At 61.4% G+C, this 15394-nt stretch carries 16 protein-coding genes; 4 read left to right on the plus strand and 12 right to left on the minus strand.

Going from position 1 to position 15394, the window contains the following annotated elements; translation table 11 throughout:
* Window positions 1–57 precede the first annotated feature (57 nt).
* The 8 genes from rsd to TRP66_RS11755 form a co-directional block, all read right to left on the minus strand.
* Window positions 58–531: a sigma D regulator gene (rsd, locus tag TRP66_RS11720; protein ID WP_333401837.1), complete on the minus strand. Its 474-nt coding sequence runs from the start codon at window positions 529–531 to the stop codon at window positions 58–60.
* A gap of 171 nt (window positions 532–702) precedes the next feature.
* Entirely contained in the window at window positions 703–1230 is a 528-nt protein-coding gene (locus TRP66_RS11725) for a disulfide bond formation protein B (protein ID WP_333401838.1), read from the minus strand.
* Window positions 1231–1452: 222 nt separating this feature from the next.
* The gene (locus TRP66_RS11730; protein ID WP_333401839.1) at window positions 1453–2697 is read right to left on the minus strand and encodes a heme biosynthesis protein HemY; all 1245 of its coding nucleotides are present in this window, start codon (window positions 2695–2697) and stop codon (window positions 1453–1455) included.
* Complete coding sequence (locus tag TRP66_RS11735; RefSeq protein ID WP_333401840.1) at window positions 2694–3815, minus strand: uroporphyrinogen-III C-methyltransferase; 1122 nt, start codon at window positions 3813–3815, stop codon at window positions 2694–2696. The genes TRP66_RS11730 and TRP66_RS11735 overlap by 4 nt, the downstream gene beginning before the upstream one ends.
* Before the next feature lie 48 nt (window positions 3816–3863).
* Window positions 3864–4640 (minus strand): uroporphyrinogen-III synthase, encoded by a 777-nt coding sequence (locus TRP66_RS11740; RefSeq protein ID WP_333401841.1) that lies wholly within the window; start codon window positions 4638–4640, stop codon window positions 3864–3866.
* The gene (gene hemC / locus TRP66_RS11745) at window positions 4637–5578 is read right to left on the minus strand and encodes a hydroxymethylbilane synthase (RefSeq protein ID WP_333401842.1); all 942 of its coding nucleotides are present in this window, start codon (window positions 5576–5578) and stop codon (window positions 4637–4639) included. Before hemC ends, TRP66_RS11740 begins: the two co-directional genes overlap by 4 nt.
* Window positions 5579–5785: 207 nt before the next feature.
* Window positions 5786–6532, minus strand: coding sequence for a LytR/AlgR family response regulator transcription factor (locus TRP66_RS11750; RefSeq protein WP_333401843.1), 747 nt, complete (start codon window positions 6530–6532; stop codon window positions 5786–5788).
* Window positions 6529–7611, minus strand: a complete 1083-nt coding sequence (locus TRP66_RS11755) for a sensor histidine kinase (RefSeq protein WP_333401844.1) — start codon at window positions 7609–7611, stop codon at window positions 6529–6531. Before TRP66_RS11755 ends, TRP66_RS11750 begins: the two co-directional genes overlap by 4 nt.
* A gap of 136 nt (window positions 7612–7747) precedes the next feature.
* Here TRP66_RS11755 and argH point away from each other — a divergent pair, with 136 nt between their 5' ends.
* Window positions 7748–9142: an argininosuccinate lyase gene (gene argH, locus TRP66_RS11760; RefSeq protein WP_333401845.1), complete on the plus strand. Its 1395-nt coding sequence runs from the start codon at window positions 7748–7750 to the stop codon at window positions 9140–9142.
* A gap of 138 nt (window positions 9143–9280) precedes the next feature.
* On the opposite strand, the gene TRP66_RS11765 is transcribed toward argH, so the two are convergent.
* Window positions 9281–9955, minus strand: coding sequence for a glutathione S-transferase family protein (locus TRP66_RS11765; protein WP_333401846.1), 675 nt, complete (start codon window positions 9953–9955; stop codon window positions 9281–9283).
* Window positions 9956–10123: 168 nt separating this feature from the next.
* On the opposite strand from TRP66_RS11765, the gene TRP66_RS11770 reads away from it, so the two are divergent.
* From TRP66_RS11770 to TRP66_RS11780, 3 genes are all read left to right on the plus strand, one after another.
* Window positions 10124–10411, plus strand: a complete 288-nt coding sequence (locus TRP66_RS11770; protein WP_333401848.1) for a hypothetical protein — start codon at window positions 10124–10126, stop codon at window positions 10409–10411.
* Between the two features lie 125 nt (window positions 10412–10536).
* Window positions 10537–10788 carry a TIGR02647 family protein gene (locus TRP66_RS11775; RefSeq protein WP_333401850.1) on the plus strand — a complete coding sequence of 84 codons (252 nt, stop codon included), beginning with the start codon at window positions 10537–10539 and terminating at the stop codon, window positions 10786–10788.
* A 160-nt stretch (window positions 10789–10948) separates the two neighbouring features.
* Entirely contained in the window at window positions 10949–13798 is a 2850-nt protein-coding gene (locus TRP66_RS11780; protein WP_333401852.1) for a class I adenylate cyclase, read from the plus strand.
* Window positions 13799–14203: 405 nt separating this feature from the next.
* Here the strand turns inward: TRP66_RS11780 and rnk are convergent, their stop codons facing one another.
* The 3 genes from rnk to cyaY form a co-directional block, all read right to left on the minus strand.
* Window positions 14204–14611 carry a nucleoside diphosphate kinase regulator gene (gene rnk, locus TRP66_RS11785; RefSeq protein WP_333401854.1) on the minus strand — a complete coding sequence of 136 codons (408 nt, stop codon included), beginning with the start codon at window positions 14609–14611 and terminating at the stop codon, window positions 14204–14206.
* Between the two features lie 136 nt (window positions 14612–14747).
* Window positions 14748–14984: a DUF1289 domain-containing protein gene (locus TRP66_RS11790; protein WP_333401856.1), complete on the minus strand. Its 237-nt coding sequence runs from the start codon at window positions 14982–14984 to the stop codon at window positions 14748–14750.
* A gap of 2 nt (window positions 14985–14986) precedes the next feature.
* The gene (cyaY, locus tag TRP66_RS11795; protein WP_333401858.1) at window positions 14987–15319 is read right to left on the minus strand and encodes an iron donor protein CyaY; all 333 of its coding nucleotides are present in this window, start codon (window positions 15317–15319) and stop codon (window positions 14987–14989) included.
* Window positions 15320–15394: the final 75 nt, after the last annotated feature.

The raw sequence follows: 15394 nt of genomic DNA on the forward strand, positions 1-15394 counted from the left end.
AGCATGCCAAGGGCGCGAACGCACCTTTGGCCATGACGGGTTCCAAGCAGGATTCTGTCAGGCCTGAGCCGCGACTTCCTCCTTGTGGGAGTTGTGCAGGACTTCGATCAGGCAGTCTTCCAGTTCGAAGCGCTCGTGCAACAGGCCGCCCAGCTTGTTGAATTCGCTGGCGACAACGGAGCAATCGGAGCAGTCGCCCTTGTCGCAGCGATCGTTGAAGGCCAGGGCGAATTTGGTGATGGCATCCAGGCGAGGATAAATCGTGTCAGCGAGTTCCAGGCCACGTTCATCGTTGAACGCCTTGGCCTCGTTGCTCAGTTGTTCGTAGACCTCGAAATGCCCCGCCGACACGTAATCGACAAGGATTTCGCAGAATCTCTGAAGTGCATCAAGATCGGCCGCCAATGCTTCAGGCGTGTCGCCCAGCGCATCGTACGCTTTGATCAGTTCGTGGCGATCCTGCAACCAGCGGTCAATCAGCAGATTGACTCCGCCCCATCGTTCCTGAGCGTTCTGACAGCTTTCCAACATGATGATTTCTCTTCCCTTCAGGGGCATGCGGTCCTGTTCCGGCCCTAGTGTTTGCATAGGAACCTGTTTGACAAGCGCCAGGACTGCATACTTCCAATGACGCGTGCGGCCAGATTATGCCCGCACGACAAGGCCATCAAGTTACGCAGGAGATAAAGTTCATACAAGCGTTTAATCCCCGACCCGACCTTCGGTAACCGGATGATGTTTGCGACTGGCAAAAACCGGGTAGCAAGCCAGCAGCATGAGTGCCACGAATGCGAGCAGGCTCCATTCGGGCAGGCTGAAGCCGAACAGGGTCCAGTTTATTTCAGCGCAGAACCTGAACTCGCTGCCCATGCGATCAATCCACCTGTCCACCGATAGAGCGCTGAGCGCGGTTTCGATACGGGCAATGATCGGCACGACCTGATCGTCCGTCGCGGTCTGTAGCCAGACCTGGCCGCCCGCTACGCACGCGCCGCATAGCGCAACCAGAAACATGACGACACCGTAGCGCCTGCAGCCTTTCACGGTGGGCGCATGGCATGCCGCCGCCAGGCACAGCACGGCAGTGGCGGCCAGCATTGCCCGCTGAGTGATGCACAACAGGCAGGGGTCGAGACCGACCCCCAGTTGCAGATAGAAAGTGGCGCCGAGAATCAGTGCACATGCGATGAAAGCAGACAGAAACAGGGAACGTGCGCAAGCCAGGCACATGGCAAATCCGTAACCAAAGACATAGACGATTACGGTAGAGGAAAGCGGCAGACGCTATCAAGGCAAGGAAGTACGGACTCTTCGCTGTTTTAGCGAGAAACGGTGCATACGGTGGAACGGCTTTTTCATAACAAAATGTAGGAAAAATCGTTAGTCGAAGTTCACAGGCGGCGTGACGCGTCACGCTCCGGGAAGCAGGGCCCGACGGACCCTGCTGAATCGTCAGGCGTTGGTCAGTGCTGGAACCGGACGGGCGAGGAAGCGCTCGTCGAGCATGCCCAGACCTTCCTGGAACAGCTGATTGCTGCGCTCCGTCTCGCCCAGTTGACCGAGCAAGCGGGCTAGCTCGGCACAGGTCTCCGGGTTGCGCTGCATGCGCAGGCTGCTTTCCAGATAGTCGCGAGCCTTGCCCCATAGACGACTTTGCAGACAGATCCGTCCCAGGCTGAGCAGCAGGCTCGGATCATCGGGATGCTGCTTGAGCCAGCTTTCGGCAGCCTGCAATTGCTTCGAAGGGTCGCTACCGCGCACCAGCCCGTACAAACGCGCCAGATGGCTGTGGTAGTCGCGCTTGAGCGCGGCGCGCAGCACTTCCTCGGCCTGCGCATCGGCGCCCAGCCGGCGTAACTGCTCGGCATAAGCCAGTACCAGCTGCGGCTCCTGACGTTGGGCGGAGGTCAGACCTTTCCAGGCATTGTCCAGCGACGCAAGGCCAGTCACCTCGCCCCCGTCAGTGGGTTGCCAGGCCGCGAGCGTCAGATTCTCGCCCCAGGCGCGACGCTCCAGTTCGGCCAGCTCCTTGGGGGGCAGCACCTTGTCCTTGCGCAGCTCCGGGAGCATGCGGATCACTTCCGGCCACTCGCCTCGCTGCTGATGAAGCCGCTGCAACTGACGCAGGACCTGCGGGTTGTGCGGATGGCGCGCATACATGGCTTGCAGGGTCACCAGCGCGTTATCCGTATCGCCCCGGTCCTGTTGCAGTTGCGCGTGGCTCAGGGCAATCGCCAGTTCGGCCTGCGGCTGACGTTCCAGCGCGCGCTCCAGAAGGGTGTCGCATTCTTCGTAGCGGCCCTGTTCGTTCGCCGCGCGCGCGGCACCGAGGTAATAGAGCAGCGGCTGCGGGTCGGCTTCGGCGGCGCGGTGCAAATGGCGTTGCGCGCTGGCCCAGCGACCTTCGGCCAGATCCATCTGTCCTTGTTCGATCGCGACCTGCACGCGACGACTCCGATTGCGCCTCGACCAGGGGTTGACCACGCCTCCAGAGGTTGTCAGCAAGGTGATCAGGCCGCGAATCAGGTACACGATCAGCAGAATGATCACCAGTAACGCCAGAGTCGCCCACAGGCTCGATTCGTAACGGAAGTTCTGGTACGCGATCAGCACGTAGCCGGAATGCTGAGCGACGGCGATACCGATCAGAGCCGCGGCCGCGATTGCGATGAACAGCAGGACATAGAGACGTCTCATGGGCTGATACCCCGCTGCTCCGCCGCGGACTCAGGCGAGGCATGACGGCGCTCGAGGTAGGCCTGCACTGCACTCAGACTCTGCGCCAGATCAGGCGTGACCACAGCGACAGGCTGGTTCGCCAGTTCATCCAGACGCTCGCCGATGACCTTGCTCTGCGGATCGTCCTGGCTGAAATTGGCCTGGAGCACGCTTTTCGCTTCGGTGATCGCCTTAGCATAAACCTGTGGCTCGCCGTTGAGCGCGGCCCACTGGGCCTGCTCCAGTGCCAGACTCAGCGCCAGACGAACATGTGCCAGCCCTTGTCCGGCCAGTACAGGGCGAATGTCCTTGTCGGCGTTGAAGTCGATGCGGAAGTAGTGGGAGATCTGGTTCCACCAGCGGGTCCAGTAGCTGTCTTCGGAGCTTTCGGACGTCAGGCCCAGCAACGAGCCGCCCTTGTCTTCGTACTCAGGCGCCAGTTTGTTGAGCTGGACAGCCTGATCGCGCAGGGCGGCCAGTTGCAGGAACAGGCCGGTGCGATCAGGTTGCTCGATGCCACGCAACGCCGCGAGGCTGCGCGCCAGCTGTTCGCGGGCGGCGAAGGAGCCAGGATCGTCCTGTTCGCGCAGAATCTCGTCCGCGCCTTGCACCAGCGCCAGGGCGCTGTTGATGTCCTGCAACGCCGACAGGCGCAGGATCGCCAGACGCAGCAGGTGCTCGGCCTCGGCCAGTCGCCAGTCCTTGCGGCTGGCGCCCAGCACGGTTTCCAGACGCTGGCTGAGGCGCTGCTGATCGCCCTGCAACTGAGCGACGAGCCGGCGGCTGTCTTCCAGCTGATCCGCCGGCGGGAACTGTGCCAGGCGTGCGGTCAGTTGCTGGTCGCTCTGGGCGAGCGCAAGGGTCTGCTCGGCGATGTTCTGGACTTGTCCGCGCTGCTGCTGATGGCCGGCCTGCAGCATGCGCAGCTGCCAGACGCCCCAGCCGGCGACGGCAATGCCCGCCAGACCCAGCAGCAATGCCAGAATGACCAGGCCACTGTTGCGGTTGGCGGGGCGCTCGGGGCGTATCGGATCAGGACTGGATGTCGGTGTCTTGATGACCGATTCTTCGTCTTTGGGCAAGGCTGTTTCGCTCACGTATCCATCCTTTGCATGTTGGCGTATTACGTTACGACGCAATGTCGGTCAGTACGCCTTGACGGCGGGTTGCGGTTGATCGCGCAACGCCGCCAGCAATGCCACGGCGCTTGCGCCATGGCAGTCAATAACAGTCGAGGCGCCAGCTGCGCGGGCCATTTCGGCGACCCGCACACTTGGCACGAACAGAGGCAATTGAGCCAGTCGCGGCCAGGAGTCCCCCGCAAGTTCGAGCAGATGCTCGAATCCCTGCCCACTGCTGACCACCAGCCCGTTCAAGCGTTCCACATCCACGAGGGCGGGCAGCGCCGAGGGCGGGTACGCCGGCAGGAAGCGGCGGTACAACGGCAGGTGATCGACTTCCACTCCCAACTCGGCCAGACGCTCGGCCAGCCATTCCCTTCCGCCTTCGCCGCGCATGATCAGCACCCGGCTGTCAGGCTGGGCAGCCACCGCTTTCAAGGCCGCGAGTTCGAGCAAGGCTTCGCTGTCATCGCCTTCGGCGGGCCAGGTCACATCCAGACCATAGTCCGCCAGGATGCGGCCGGTCGCTTCGCCGACACTGAACCACGGCTGCATGGGCGGCTGCGGCCACACTTCGTCGATCAGCTCGACTGCCAGCCGGGCAGCCGGCTTGCTGACAACAATGACCGCAGAATAGTCGAGCAGCGTGTAAATGGCCGAGCGCTGCGCCGGGGTCAGTTCCAGAGGTTCGGTTTCGAGCAAGGGCAGGCTGCTGGTGAAAATACCTTCGGCGCCCAGAGTTTCCGCAAGTGCGGCCGACTCCTGGGCCGGTCTGGTCAGCAGCAGGCGCCAGCCACTCATTCTTCGTCGGCCGCGCCGTAGATGGCTTTGAGAATCTTGTCCGCGCCCTGGGCCAGCAAGGCTTCGGCGACTTCCACACCCAGCGCCTGCGCCGCGGTCTGTGGCGCACGGGCCTCGGCCCGCAGCAGCACTTCGCCCGACGGCGCGCCAACCAGCCCGCGCAACCAGACCTGATCGCCCTCAAGCACTGCGTAACAGGCAATCGGCACTTGGCAACCGCCGTTCAGATGCTTGTTCAGCGAGCGCTCGGCGATCACCCGCACAGCGGTGTCGGCGTGATGCAGCGGGGCCAGTAGCGCGTGGATTTCCGCGTCGACGCTACGACATTCGATACCGACAGCGCCCTGCCCCCCCGCTGGCAGGCTGTCCTCGACGCTGATCGGAGCCGTGATCCGGTCTTCGAAGCCCAGGCGGATAAGCCCTGCGGCGGCCAGGATGATCGCGTCGTATTCGCCCGAGTCCAGCTTCGCCAGGCGTGTGTTGACGTTGCCGCGCAGGAAATGGATGGTCAGGTCCGGACGCCGCGCCAGCAGCTGTGCCTGGCGACGCAGGCTGGAGGTACCGACGATGCTGCCGGCGGGCAATTGCTCGAAGCTCGAATAGGTATTGGACACAAAGGCATCGCGGGCATCTTCGCGCTCGCAGATGCAGAACAGCCCCAGGCCCTGGGGGAAGTCCATCGGGACGTCCTTCATCGAGTGCACGGCGATGTCGGCTTCGTTTTCGAGCAGAGCAGTTTCCAGCTCTTTGACGAACAGGCCCTTGCCGCCGATTTTCGACAGCGGAGAGTCCAGCAGCTTGTCGCCGCGACTGACCATGGGTACCAGCGTGACGACCAGGCCCGGATGAGCCTGTTCGAGCCTGGCTTTGACGTACTCGGCTTGCCAGAGAGCGAGCGCACTCTTGCGAGTGGCAATGCGGATTTCGCGAGAAGACATTGAACAATCCGTACTTGATAGATGCGACGGATAATAACAGCTACGCCCGCGCGACTTCAGTGTTCGCCGAACAGCGGCATCATCCGGCTGATCCGGATCAATCCATTGCGGGTCAGGTAACAGGCAGTGGGGCTGGTCGGCGAGCTGGCTCCCGCGCCCCGTGGCATGGGCATCGCGAGCGATGAAAGCCCGCGAGTCCGACTGTCTTCAGAGCTGTTGCATCATCTTGCGAACACCGGCCACATGACGCCGGCTGACGATGAGCGCATCGCCATTGAGCCCCCTGAGGAACAGCTGGAAATGCCCCAGTGGCGTGCGTTGCAGCCGCTCGATGCGCTCGCGGGCCACCAGTGCGTTGCGGTGGATACGCACGAAGCGGTCGCCGAATTCGTCTTCCAGCGCCTTGAGCGGCTCGTCCAGTAGAACCTCGCCGCCGTCATGCCGCAGCGTGACGTACTTGTGATCGGCGATGAAGAAAATGACCTGGTCCAGCGGAATCAGCTCGATGCCCTTGCGCGTCCTGGCGCTGATATGACTACGCGGGCCGCTGCCACTTTCTGCCGCGGGACGCGTCATGGCCGCGAGCTGCACCCGGTTGGGCCGCTCGGCCTTCTTCAACGCCTCGACGAGGTTTTCGGGCCGCACAGGCTTGACCAGGTAGCCGACAGCGCTGACTTGAAAGGCATCGAGCGCGAATTCGTCATGGGCCGTGCAGAACACCACCGCGGGAGGCGCCTCGCGCTCGCACAATTTGGCGGCCACTTGCAGGCCATCAATACCTGGCATGCGAATGTCGAGCAGAACGACATCCGGCTTCAGGTTTTCAATCAGCGCCAAGGCCTCTTCACCATTGGCGGCGCTGGGTTCAAGTACCCTGTAACCCTCGATTTCGCCGACCAATCGGCTCAGTCGCTCGCGGGCCAGGGGTTCGTCATCAACGATCAGGACATTCATATAGCTCTGGCTTCCTGCGTGAGTCTCGCACAAGGATAGCGTAGACAGGTGTAGTGACGACCGTCACGGCGCTCCACGCTCAGACTGGCGTGCGGCCCAAAAAGTGCCGTAAGACGGGCACCTATATTTATCAGGGCCTGCTGCGTACCGTGGGAAGTCTGCCGTGTGGCAACTTCTTCAAAGGGATTGCTGACGCACAACATGAGCTCTCCCCCTCTGTAGTCTGCTTCGACCCGGACCACGCCCCCTTCCACTCGCGGGGCAATACCATAGATCAACGCGTTTTCCAGCAATGGCTGCAAGGTTAGCTGGGGAATCGGCAAGTCATCGGGAATTGTGTTCACCCTCCAGTCCAACTGTAGACGCTCGCCGAGACGATATTGCTCAATCGATAAATATCGTTTCGCCAAAGCCAGTTCCTCACCCCAGGTCACCAGGCTGCCGGGACTTGCCAGGCTTGCTCGGAACAGGTCCGAAAGATCCAGCACAGCCTGCTCCGCTCTGGCCGGATGGGTTGCTACCAGGCTTGCGATGCTGTTGAGCGTGTTGAACAGAAAGTGCGGCCGGATGCGCGCTTGCAGCGACTCGATCCGGGCCTGCAACTCACCTTGCTGTTGCTTGCGCCACTGGCTCTGCAGATAGAAATAGCGCAGCACCAGCGCCGACATGATCAGCGCGATCAGCGCATAGCGGATGTAGCGCTCGACCATCCCGTTCACGGAAATCCGCCCGGTTAGCTGGCAGATATCCGTGACTGCCGTGCACAGCACTGTCACGGCCACTACCAGAACACAGCCGATCAGCCCCGCCAGCCCGGCGGGAAGACGCGCCAGCCAAGGTCGCAATCCGCACAGCAGGCCGGCCGACAACAGCACGATCCATTGCACGAAGAGAGACATCAGCGCCAGCCGCACCCAGTCGAAGCCTGAATACATGGGCTCGACCAGTACCAATACCAGCACCAGTAGCTCGGCCAGCACGACAAGCACCAGCAACGCCTGCGGCAGGCACAATTCAGGGAGGAAAAACTCTTTGCCGGTTGCTGGCCCGGCGGCCGGGTCGGGGCGGTCTGTTCGCATGACTCCAGTCTCGTCCCGGACCTCGCCAGCGGCAAGCCGTCCGGGGATAAAAAAGCGACAACCCTGTTATCATCGCCTCCGTTCTTGTGCCGCGTTTCCGGGCACGCCACTTTCCAGCAGAGCAACGAGCGAAACCATGAGCACCGACAAGACCAACCAGTCCTGGGGCGGCCGCTTCAGTGAACCCGTCGACGCCTTCGTCGCGCGCTTCACCGCCTCCGTCACTTTCGACCAACGCCTGTACCGTCACGACATCATGGGTTCGATTGCCCACGCCACCATGCTGGCGCACGTCGGTGTGCTGACCGATGCCGAGCGCGACACCATCATCGATGGCCTCAAGACCATCCAGGGCGAAATCGAGGCCGGCCAGTTCGAATGGCGCGTCGACCTGGAAGACGTGCACATGAACATCGAAGCACGTCTTACCGATCGCATCGGCATTACCGGCAAGAAACTGCACACCGGTCGCAGCCGCAACGATCAGGTCGCGACCGATATCCGCTTGTGGTTACGTGACGAAATCGACCTGATCCTGAGCGAGATCACTCGCCTGCAGCAGGGTCTGCTGGGACTGGCCGAGCGTGAGGCCGACACCATCATGCCGGGCTTCACTCACTTGCAGACGGCTCAGCCGGTGACGTTCGGCCACCACATGCTGGCCTGGTTCGAAATGCTCAGCCGCGACCACGAACGTCTGGTCGATTGCCGCAAGCGCCTCAACCGCATGCCGCTCGGCAGCGCGGCGCTGGCCGGCACCACCTACCCGATCGATCGCGAGCTGACCTGCAAGCTGCTGGGCTTCGACGTCGTGGGGGGCAACTCGCTGGATGGCGTTTCGGATCGCGATTTCGCCATCGAATTCTGCTCCGCTGCCTCGCTGGCGATGATGCACCTGTCGCGTTTCTCCGAAGAGCTGGTGCTGTGGACCAGCGCTCAGTTCCAGTTCATCGATTTGCCGGACCGCTTCTGCACCGGCAGTTCGATCATGCCGCAGAAGAAGAATCCGGACGTTCCTGAGCTGGTCCGCGGCAAGAGCGGCCGTGTGTTCGGCGCCCTGATGGGCCTGCTGACCCTGATGAAGGGCCAGCCGCTGGCGTACAACAAGGACAACCAGGAAGACAAGGAACCGCTGTTCGACGCCGCGGATACGTTGCGCGACTCGCTGCGTGCGTTCGCCGACATGGTGCCGGCCATCAAGCCCAAGCACGCAATCATGCGCGAAGCGGCGCTGCGGGGCTTCTCCACCGCGACCGATCTGGCCGACTACCTGGTGCGCCGTGGCCTGCCATTCCGCGACTGCCACGAGATCGTTGGCCACGCGGTGAAATACGGTGTGGAAACCGGTAAGGATCTGGCTGAAATGAGCCTGGACGAATTGCGCCAGTTCAGCGACCAGATCGAGCAGGACGTGTTCGCCGTGCTGACGCTCGAAGGTTCGGTCAACGCCCGCAACCACATCGGCGGCACTGCTCCGGAGCAGGTACGTGCGGCGGTCGCTCGCGGTCAGGCGCTGCTGGCGGGGCGTTGATCCACAGCGCTCTGCGGCCTTCGTCGCCAGCAAGCTCCGTCCCACAGATCACTGAGATTTTGTGGGAGGGAGCTTGCTCGCGACATCTTCGGCTGCCATGCAGCCGATCGCGGATGAATCCGCTCCTACGGGGCGTTGCTATCCTGCTGCTCGCGCCACGGCCTGGACGGCAGCCAGGAATCGAGGCCAGTCGGCCTGCCGGGCTTCGGCGACTCGCTGCACGTTTTCATTGAAGGCCAGGCGATCCAGCAACGCCTGTGCCTTGGGCATGTCTGCCAGAAAGTCCAGTCCGAACAGCTCCTGGCCTACGCGCTGCGCCAGATCCACGGTGTACAGGAAGTAGATGTCCGCCACGGAGAAGCGCTCGCCCGCGACATAAGGGGTGAACCGGGCGCGCTGGGCCAACGCGGCAAAACCCTTGATCAGATCCCTGCGTGCCTTGAGCCTGAGGTCATGCGGGGTCGGGCGTCCACCAAAGATCACCTCGGCGTAGCACATCCGCGCGGGCAGTTCGATGTACAGCTCGATCTCCTTCACGACAGTCCACATCTGCGCCCGGGAAAAAGCGTCCGAAGGCACCAGCGGCCGCTCGGGAAATGTTTCCTCGAGATAGCGCAGAATCACGTCGGTCTCACTGATAAAGCCCTCCGGTGTGCCCAGTACTGGGACTTTGCCTCGGGCGCTGATTTCCAGCACTTCCGGACTCTGGCACCCATGCAGATGCACAGTCTCGAACGGCAGCTGCTTTTCCAGCAGCGCCAGTTGCACCATGTTGAAGTAATTGCTTGCCGCGTATCCGTACAGCTTGAACATCAGGCCTCCTAGACCTCCAGTAGTGTTTCTGGCGCAGCAATGTACTTATATTTCCGGCCTTGTCAGTACGTTAACGTTATCGAAGCGATTTATAGACATGTCCTACCGTTCCATCCGAAATCAGTGACAGGTTTGAAGTAAAATGCGTGTCCAACGCGAGGAATTATCATGACCGATCTGCTAGACAACGAACCCGACCAAGACGAAGAGGCGTTCGCGGCTTCAACCCTGATTCAGGCCATCGAGAATCAGATCGAAGCGGATAACCCTCCGGCCGCCAAGGCAACGCTCAACAAGCTGACGCTGGTGGGCTACGAGCGTGACGACATCCTCGAGTTGATGGCGCATGTACTGGCGTACGAAATCAACGCAATGCTCAAGGCAGATCGGCCATTCGATACGCAATGGTACGAAACCGCGCTTCGCGCGCTGCCGGAACTGCCCCCGGAAAAATAACCCTCGCCCGGTTGCGCAAGACGTCCAGAGCCTGACTACACTGCTAGAGCCCGCGGCCCGTACCGGTCCGGGGCTTTCGCGCCGGAGTGCGATGGCGTCTATCCACAGACAAGTCGGGAGCACCTATGTCGTATACCCCTGAACTGGTTGCCGAACTGGAAATTCTTGCGCTGTACAACCTTGCCAATACCCAGGAAGGCCTGAAGGTCCACCATCATGTGGCGGCGCCCTCGGCGATTGCGGCTGCACAAAGACTGTTCGAGAAAGGCCTTACCGATCAGGTCGATGGCGGCTACCTGACGAGCCTTGGGCACGAGGCCGCCGAGCATGCTCAGGCACTGCTGACGATTCTCAACGTCTCTTCGAAAGCTGCGTAAACACGTCGGGGCTGCATAAAAATTTGTGACGGCCCCTACATTTCCAGGATGATCGGTCGATAAAGAAAATTGGCGCCAGAATCCCGACATCCCTCGGCTGTACTTCTTCGCCATCTTGCTCACAACTTCGCCGCCTGTCGGCCAGATGCTTTGAGTCGCGATGACGCATAACCTTGAAATTCGCCCTGACCTGGATGAGGGCATCGACCGCAAGGTACTCAGCCAGCTGCGAGACCGTTTCCTGAACCTTAATGACGGGCGATATGCCCGCGCCATGGAAGGTTTATCGACACGTCAGCAGACCGTTCTGACCCTGCTGCCATTGTTCTTCCACGTCAACCACCCGCTCCTGCCCGGTTATGTTTCGAGCAGCACCCCGGCCGGAGTCTCCCATTACGAGCCCGATGCCCAGGCATTGGCCGAAGCCCAGCGTCTGACGCGCTCGTTTTCCTACAAGGCGCGCCGTGGCAACCCACCCCAGCCGATTCACGGCCTGTTTCTGATGGGCAGTCTGGGTACGCTCGCTCAGGCAGATCAGAGCGATATGGATGTGTGGGTCTGCCACGATTCCGACCTGCCGGCCGAGGCGCTGGATGAGCTGCGTCGCAAATGCCAAGCCCTGGAAGCCTGGGCCGCCACGATGGGAGCCGAAGCGCATTTTTTTCTGATCGATCCGCAGCGTTTCAAGGCCGGCGATCGTGACACCCGGCTCAGCTCCGATGACTGCGGGACGACCCAGCATTTTCTGTTGCTGGACGAGTTTTACCGCACAGCCATCTGGCTGGCCGGGCGCACGCCGATGTGGTGGCGGGTTCCGGCCTATCAGGAAGACAACTACGAGGACTACACGCACACCCTGCTGTCCAAGCGTTTCATCCGCGCCGACGAGGTGCTCGATCTGGGGCCAATGGCACAGATTCCGGCCGGCGAATTTCTCGGCGCCGGTCTATGGCAGTTGTTCAAGGGACTCGACTCGCCCTACAAATCGGTCCTCAAGCTGCTGCTGATCGAAGTGTATTCCAGCGAATACCCCAGCGTGCAGTGTCTGAGTATGCGATTCAAACAGGCTGTGTTCGCCAACCGCCTCGACCTGGACGAGCTCGACCCCTATATGGTCGTGTACCGCAGGATCGAAGAGCATCTGCAGGCCCGCAGCGAGACCGAGCGGCTGGAACTGGTGCGGCGCAGCCTGTACCTCAAGGTCAATCGCAAGCTGACCGGCCCTGCCCGGCAGCGCAACAACAGCTGGCAACGGCAATTGCTGGAACGTCTGACCCATGAATGGGGCTGGGATACACGTCAACTGGCGCTGCTCGACAGCCGCAGCCAGTGGAAAGTCCGTCAGGTCGCGCATGAGCGTCGTTCGCTGGTCAATGAACTGAATTACAGCTACCGCTTCCTGACCCTGTTCGCCCGGTTGCACAACATCGCAAACGTCATCGACACGCGGGATATGAAAGTGCTCGGCCGGCGTCTGTATGCGGCCTTCGAACGCAAGGCGGGCAAGATCGAGTTCATCAACCCCGGCATCGCTCCCGACCTGGCCGAGGACACGCTGACCCTGGTGCAGTCGCCCAACAAGCGCGAGCCCGGCAAGACCCAGTGGGCGTTGTACAACGGCAATCTGGGTGTGTACGAATGGGAGAATTTCTCACCTATCAAGCGCAGCCGCGAACTGCTGGAGCTGCTGACCTGGTGCCATCGCAACGGCGTGATCGATGCGACCACGCGACTGGCGTTGCACCCCGGCACCAGCGATCTGACCGAATTCGAGCTTTTCAATCTGCTGGGCGCCTTGCAGCAGTCGATCAGGCTGCCGCTGGCCGACGTCGGCGATAACATGCTGCTCAGGGCCAGCGGACCGAAAGAAATCCTGCTGCTGGTCAACGTCGGAGTCGATCCGCTGCGTCATCACCGCGACCTCAACATCCTGATGACCACCGAGCGTACCGACTCGCTCAGCTATGCCGGGGTACGGGAAAACCTGGTGCTGACGCTGGATCAGATCACGCTCAACAGCTGGAACGAGACGCTGGTCAGTCGCTTCGATGGCCCGCATGCACTGCTCGACTGCATCAGCGAGCTGCTTGGCATGCTGAGCGCCAGCCCGGTCGAGCCGCATATCCGCGTCCGCTGCTTCTGCCATAACCGTGCCTCGGCGATAGCCCAACGCGTGGAAGAGCTGGTCAGCACGGCTCGCCTGCTGCATGCCCGGCGCTTGAACCACCGCTACCTGATTCAGGTCCAGCAGCAATACCACATATTGGAAATGCGCCCCGAGCAGGTGACTCACGTGGTGGTCAACAGCCTGGGCGGGCTGTTCAACTATCTCGGCGAGGAGCTGCCGCGTTACAGCCCGCTGCATCTGGACCCACAAGCGCTTGACGACCACGACCTGGCGCTAATCCTGCCGTTCGGGCAGCCGGAGTGCATTCAGGTGTTCTACCGGGTGAACGAAACGGAAGCCGATCTTTATGTGCTCGATGAGCACAACTCGCTCTGGCATCAGCGCTTGCCCTATCACGATGAGCAGAGCCTGCTGCTGCCGCTGCAACGTTTCCTGCATGCGCTGGTGTACCGGCGCGGCGCGTCCATCGCGCTGGATGACCCGGCCGAGCCGGCATCGCTGGACATTCTTTATTACGAGCTATTGCCATCGGGAGCCGGTCGGGCGCGGCGAATCGAATCACGTCCATTGCCGACCGTGGGGCACAGAGCGTTTTACGACGTGCAGGCAATCATCGAAGAAACCTCGCCCGGCCAGCGCAGCGTGACGCTCTATTGCGACAACAGCGAGTACTCCGAACTGGAATTCGGCGAGCGCCTCTATGCCGAAGTGGCCCGGCAAATCCTCGCCAGACGCCGCGAACCCGTGCGCTACCGCTGCTACATCACCGACCTGGACCTGTCCGGCTTGTTCGACGACGGCCACGGCCAGAGCATTCTGTATCTGCAGCACAAGGCGGAGCTGGAAAAGCTGCTGAATGAGGCGATGGATAATTGTTTTTAAAACGTCGCGAAGCTGTAGGAGCGGCCGGGCGGCGTTCCGCTTTAGCCGCGAGACAATTGATCAGGCGATGAACATGCTGCGCCTGTGCGGCTAATCGCGGCTAAAGCCGCTCCTACAAACCGCGCGCTATTGCGTGCACATTGCAACATGGGTTCCAGCGATAACGTACTATTGCATAATTCTTTGATTAAAGGATGACTGCCATGCATACCTCCCGCGGTGAGCACAATTCAGATCTGGACCAGTTGCGCGCTGAGATATCGGCGTTCCAAGAGGAAATGCGTCAGGCGGCTCTGACTCCCGCGCGACAGGGTCGGGTTTCCTTTATCTTGGGGGCTAGTACTGCGCTGACAGTTTATGTGGTCGTCACTCTGCTCCAGCGTTTCGCCTGACCGACTTGCGCCTCTACTGATACTCCCCCGCCGCTTCCGGCTGGTATTCCACCGCGAGCAGCGTGAGCTTGAGCGTCTTGCCGCCCGGCGCGGGCCAGTCGATGTGCTGGCCGACCTGCAAACCCAGGAGCGCGGAACCTATCGGGGCCAGGACCGAAACCGTGCCTTCGACACCCGCGTCCTGCGGATAGACGAGTTTGAGGTGGTAATCCTTGCCGCTGCTTTCCTCGCGGCAGTGCACACGCGAATTCATGGTCACCAGACCCGCGGGCACTTCGTCGAGACCGACCACTTGATCGGCGCGGTCCAGTTCGGCCTGCAGCGCTTTGACGCCGGGGCTGGATTCGTCCTGGCTGTCGATCAGCCGCTCAAGACGTTGCACATCGAGCCGGGTAAGGATGATGGAAGGGGTAGTGTTCATGCCGGGCTCACTCCTGTTCTGCACGTTATGAAAGCAAAACCCCGCCAGCGTGGGCGGGGTTCTGATAGGCCTCTATTCAAGAGAAGCAGGTTCTCACGCTACCAACAGAGTGGAGACGGCACAACCCGACGGGACGTTATCCGGTCTGCCCGGTGTGCAGGCGGCGCTGGTCCGCTTCGCGGCGAATCTGACGCCGGCGCTCGTCGTCCGCCGAGCGCCATTCGCGAATATCCTCCACATGGCGGAAGCACCCGAGGCAAACCTTCTGTTCATCCAGACGGCACAGGCTGACACAGGGCGACGGCACGGCGGGGCTGACATTGCTGAACAGCGGCTTGGGTGGCCGTGGGGGCGTGGTAGAAGGCTGGGACACGATCAGATCTCGTCGAAGTCCAGCTCGACGCCGGCCTGCTCGCGAGTAAAACGGGTCAGCATTTCGCTCAACAGCTCATCGGTCGAATCGCAGGCCCAGCGGCCGTGTTCTTCGTCGTAGTCGAAATGGAAGCCGCCCGAACGCGCCGCCAGCCAGAGCTGGCGCAGTGGCTCCTGCCGGCTGAAGATCAATTGCGTGCCGTTTTCGAATTTCACGGTCAGCACGCCGGCGGAGTTTTCAAGGTCCAGGTCCAGGTCGCTTTCATCGAAAATATCTTCCAGCGCCTGTTGGGTCGCATCGACCAGGTCGTGAAAGCGGGCTTCGGTCAAACTCATGTCGGGAACCTCGAAAAAATGTCGGCAGATGACGCAGTCACGCAAGATACGGAGGCCGCAAGGCAAATGCAAAGG

This window comes from Pseudomonas sp. JDS28PS106 (assembly GCF_036706555.1).
Lineage (GTDB): Bacteria > Pseudomonadota > Gammaproteobacteria > Pseudomonadales > Pseudomonadaceae > Aquipseudomonas.

Excerpts from the sequence above, each read along its gene's own strand:
- TRP66_RS11755 (WP_333401844.1), bottom strand. The coding sequence starts at position 7,611 with ATGCGAACAGACCGCCCCGACCCGGCCGCCGGGCCAGCAACCGGCAAA.
- TRP66_RS11740 (WP_333401841.1), bottom strand. The coding sequence starts at position 4,640 with ATGAGTGGCTGGCGCCTGCTGCTGACCAGACCGGCCCAGGAGTCGGCC.
- cyaY (WP_333401858.1), bottom strand. The coding sequence starts at position 15,319 with ATGAGTTTGACCGAAGCCCGCTTTCACGACCTGGTCGATGCGACCCAA.
- TRP66_RS11770 (WP_333401848.1), top strand. The coding sequence starts at position 10,124 with ATGACCGATCTGCTAGACAACGAACCCGACCAAGACGAAGAGGCGTTC.
- argH (WP_333401845.1), top strand. The coding sequence starts at position 7,748 with ATGAGCACCGACAAGACCAACCAGTCCTGGGGCGGCCGCTTCAGTGAA.
- rnk (WP_333401854.1), bottom strand. The coding sequence starts at position 14,611 with ATGAACACTACCCCTTCCATCATCCTTACCCGGCTCGATGTGCAACGT.
- TRP66_RS11725 (WP_333401838.1), bottom strand. The coding sequence starts at position 1,230 with ATGTGCCTGGCTTGCGCACGTTCCCTGTTTCTGTCTGCTTTCATCGCA.
- TRP66_RS11730 (WP_333401839.1), bottom strand. The coding sequence starts at position 2,697 with ATGAGACGTCTCTATGTCCTGCTGTTCATCGCAATCGCGGCCGCGGCT.
- TRP66_RS11765 (WP_333401846.1), bottom strand. The coding sequence starts at position 9,955 with ATGTTCAAGCTGTACGGATACGCGGCAAGCAATTACTTCAACATGGTG.
- TRP66_RS11780 (WP_333401852.1), top strand. The coding sequence starts at position 10,949 with ATGACGCATAACCTTGAAATTCGCCCTGACCTGGATGAGGGCATCGAC.
- TRP66_RS11775 (WP_333401850.1), top strand. The coding sequence starts at position 10,537 with ATGTCGTATACCCCTGAACTGGTTGCCGAACTGGAAATTCTTGCGCTG.
- rsd (WP_333401837.1), bottom strand. The coding sequence starts at position 531 with ATGTTGGAAAGCTGTCAGAACGCTCAGGAACGATGGGGCGGAGTCAAT.
- TRP66_RS11750 (WP_333401843.1), bottom strand. The coding sequence starts at position 6,532 with ATGAATGTCCTGATCGTTGATGACGAACCCCTGGCCCGCGAGCGACTG.
- hemC (WP_333401842.1), bottom strand. The coding sequence starts at position 5,578 with ATGTCTTCTCGCGAAATCCGCATTGCCACTCGCAAGAGTGCGCTCGCT.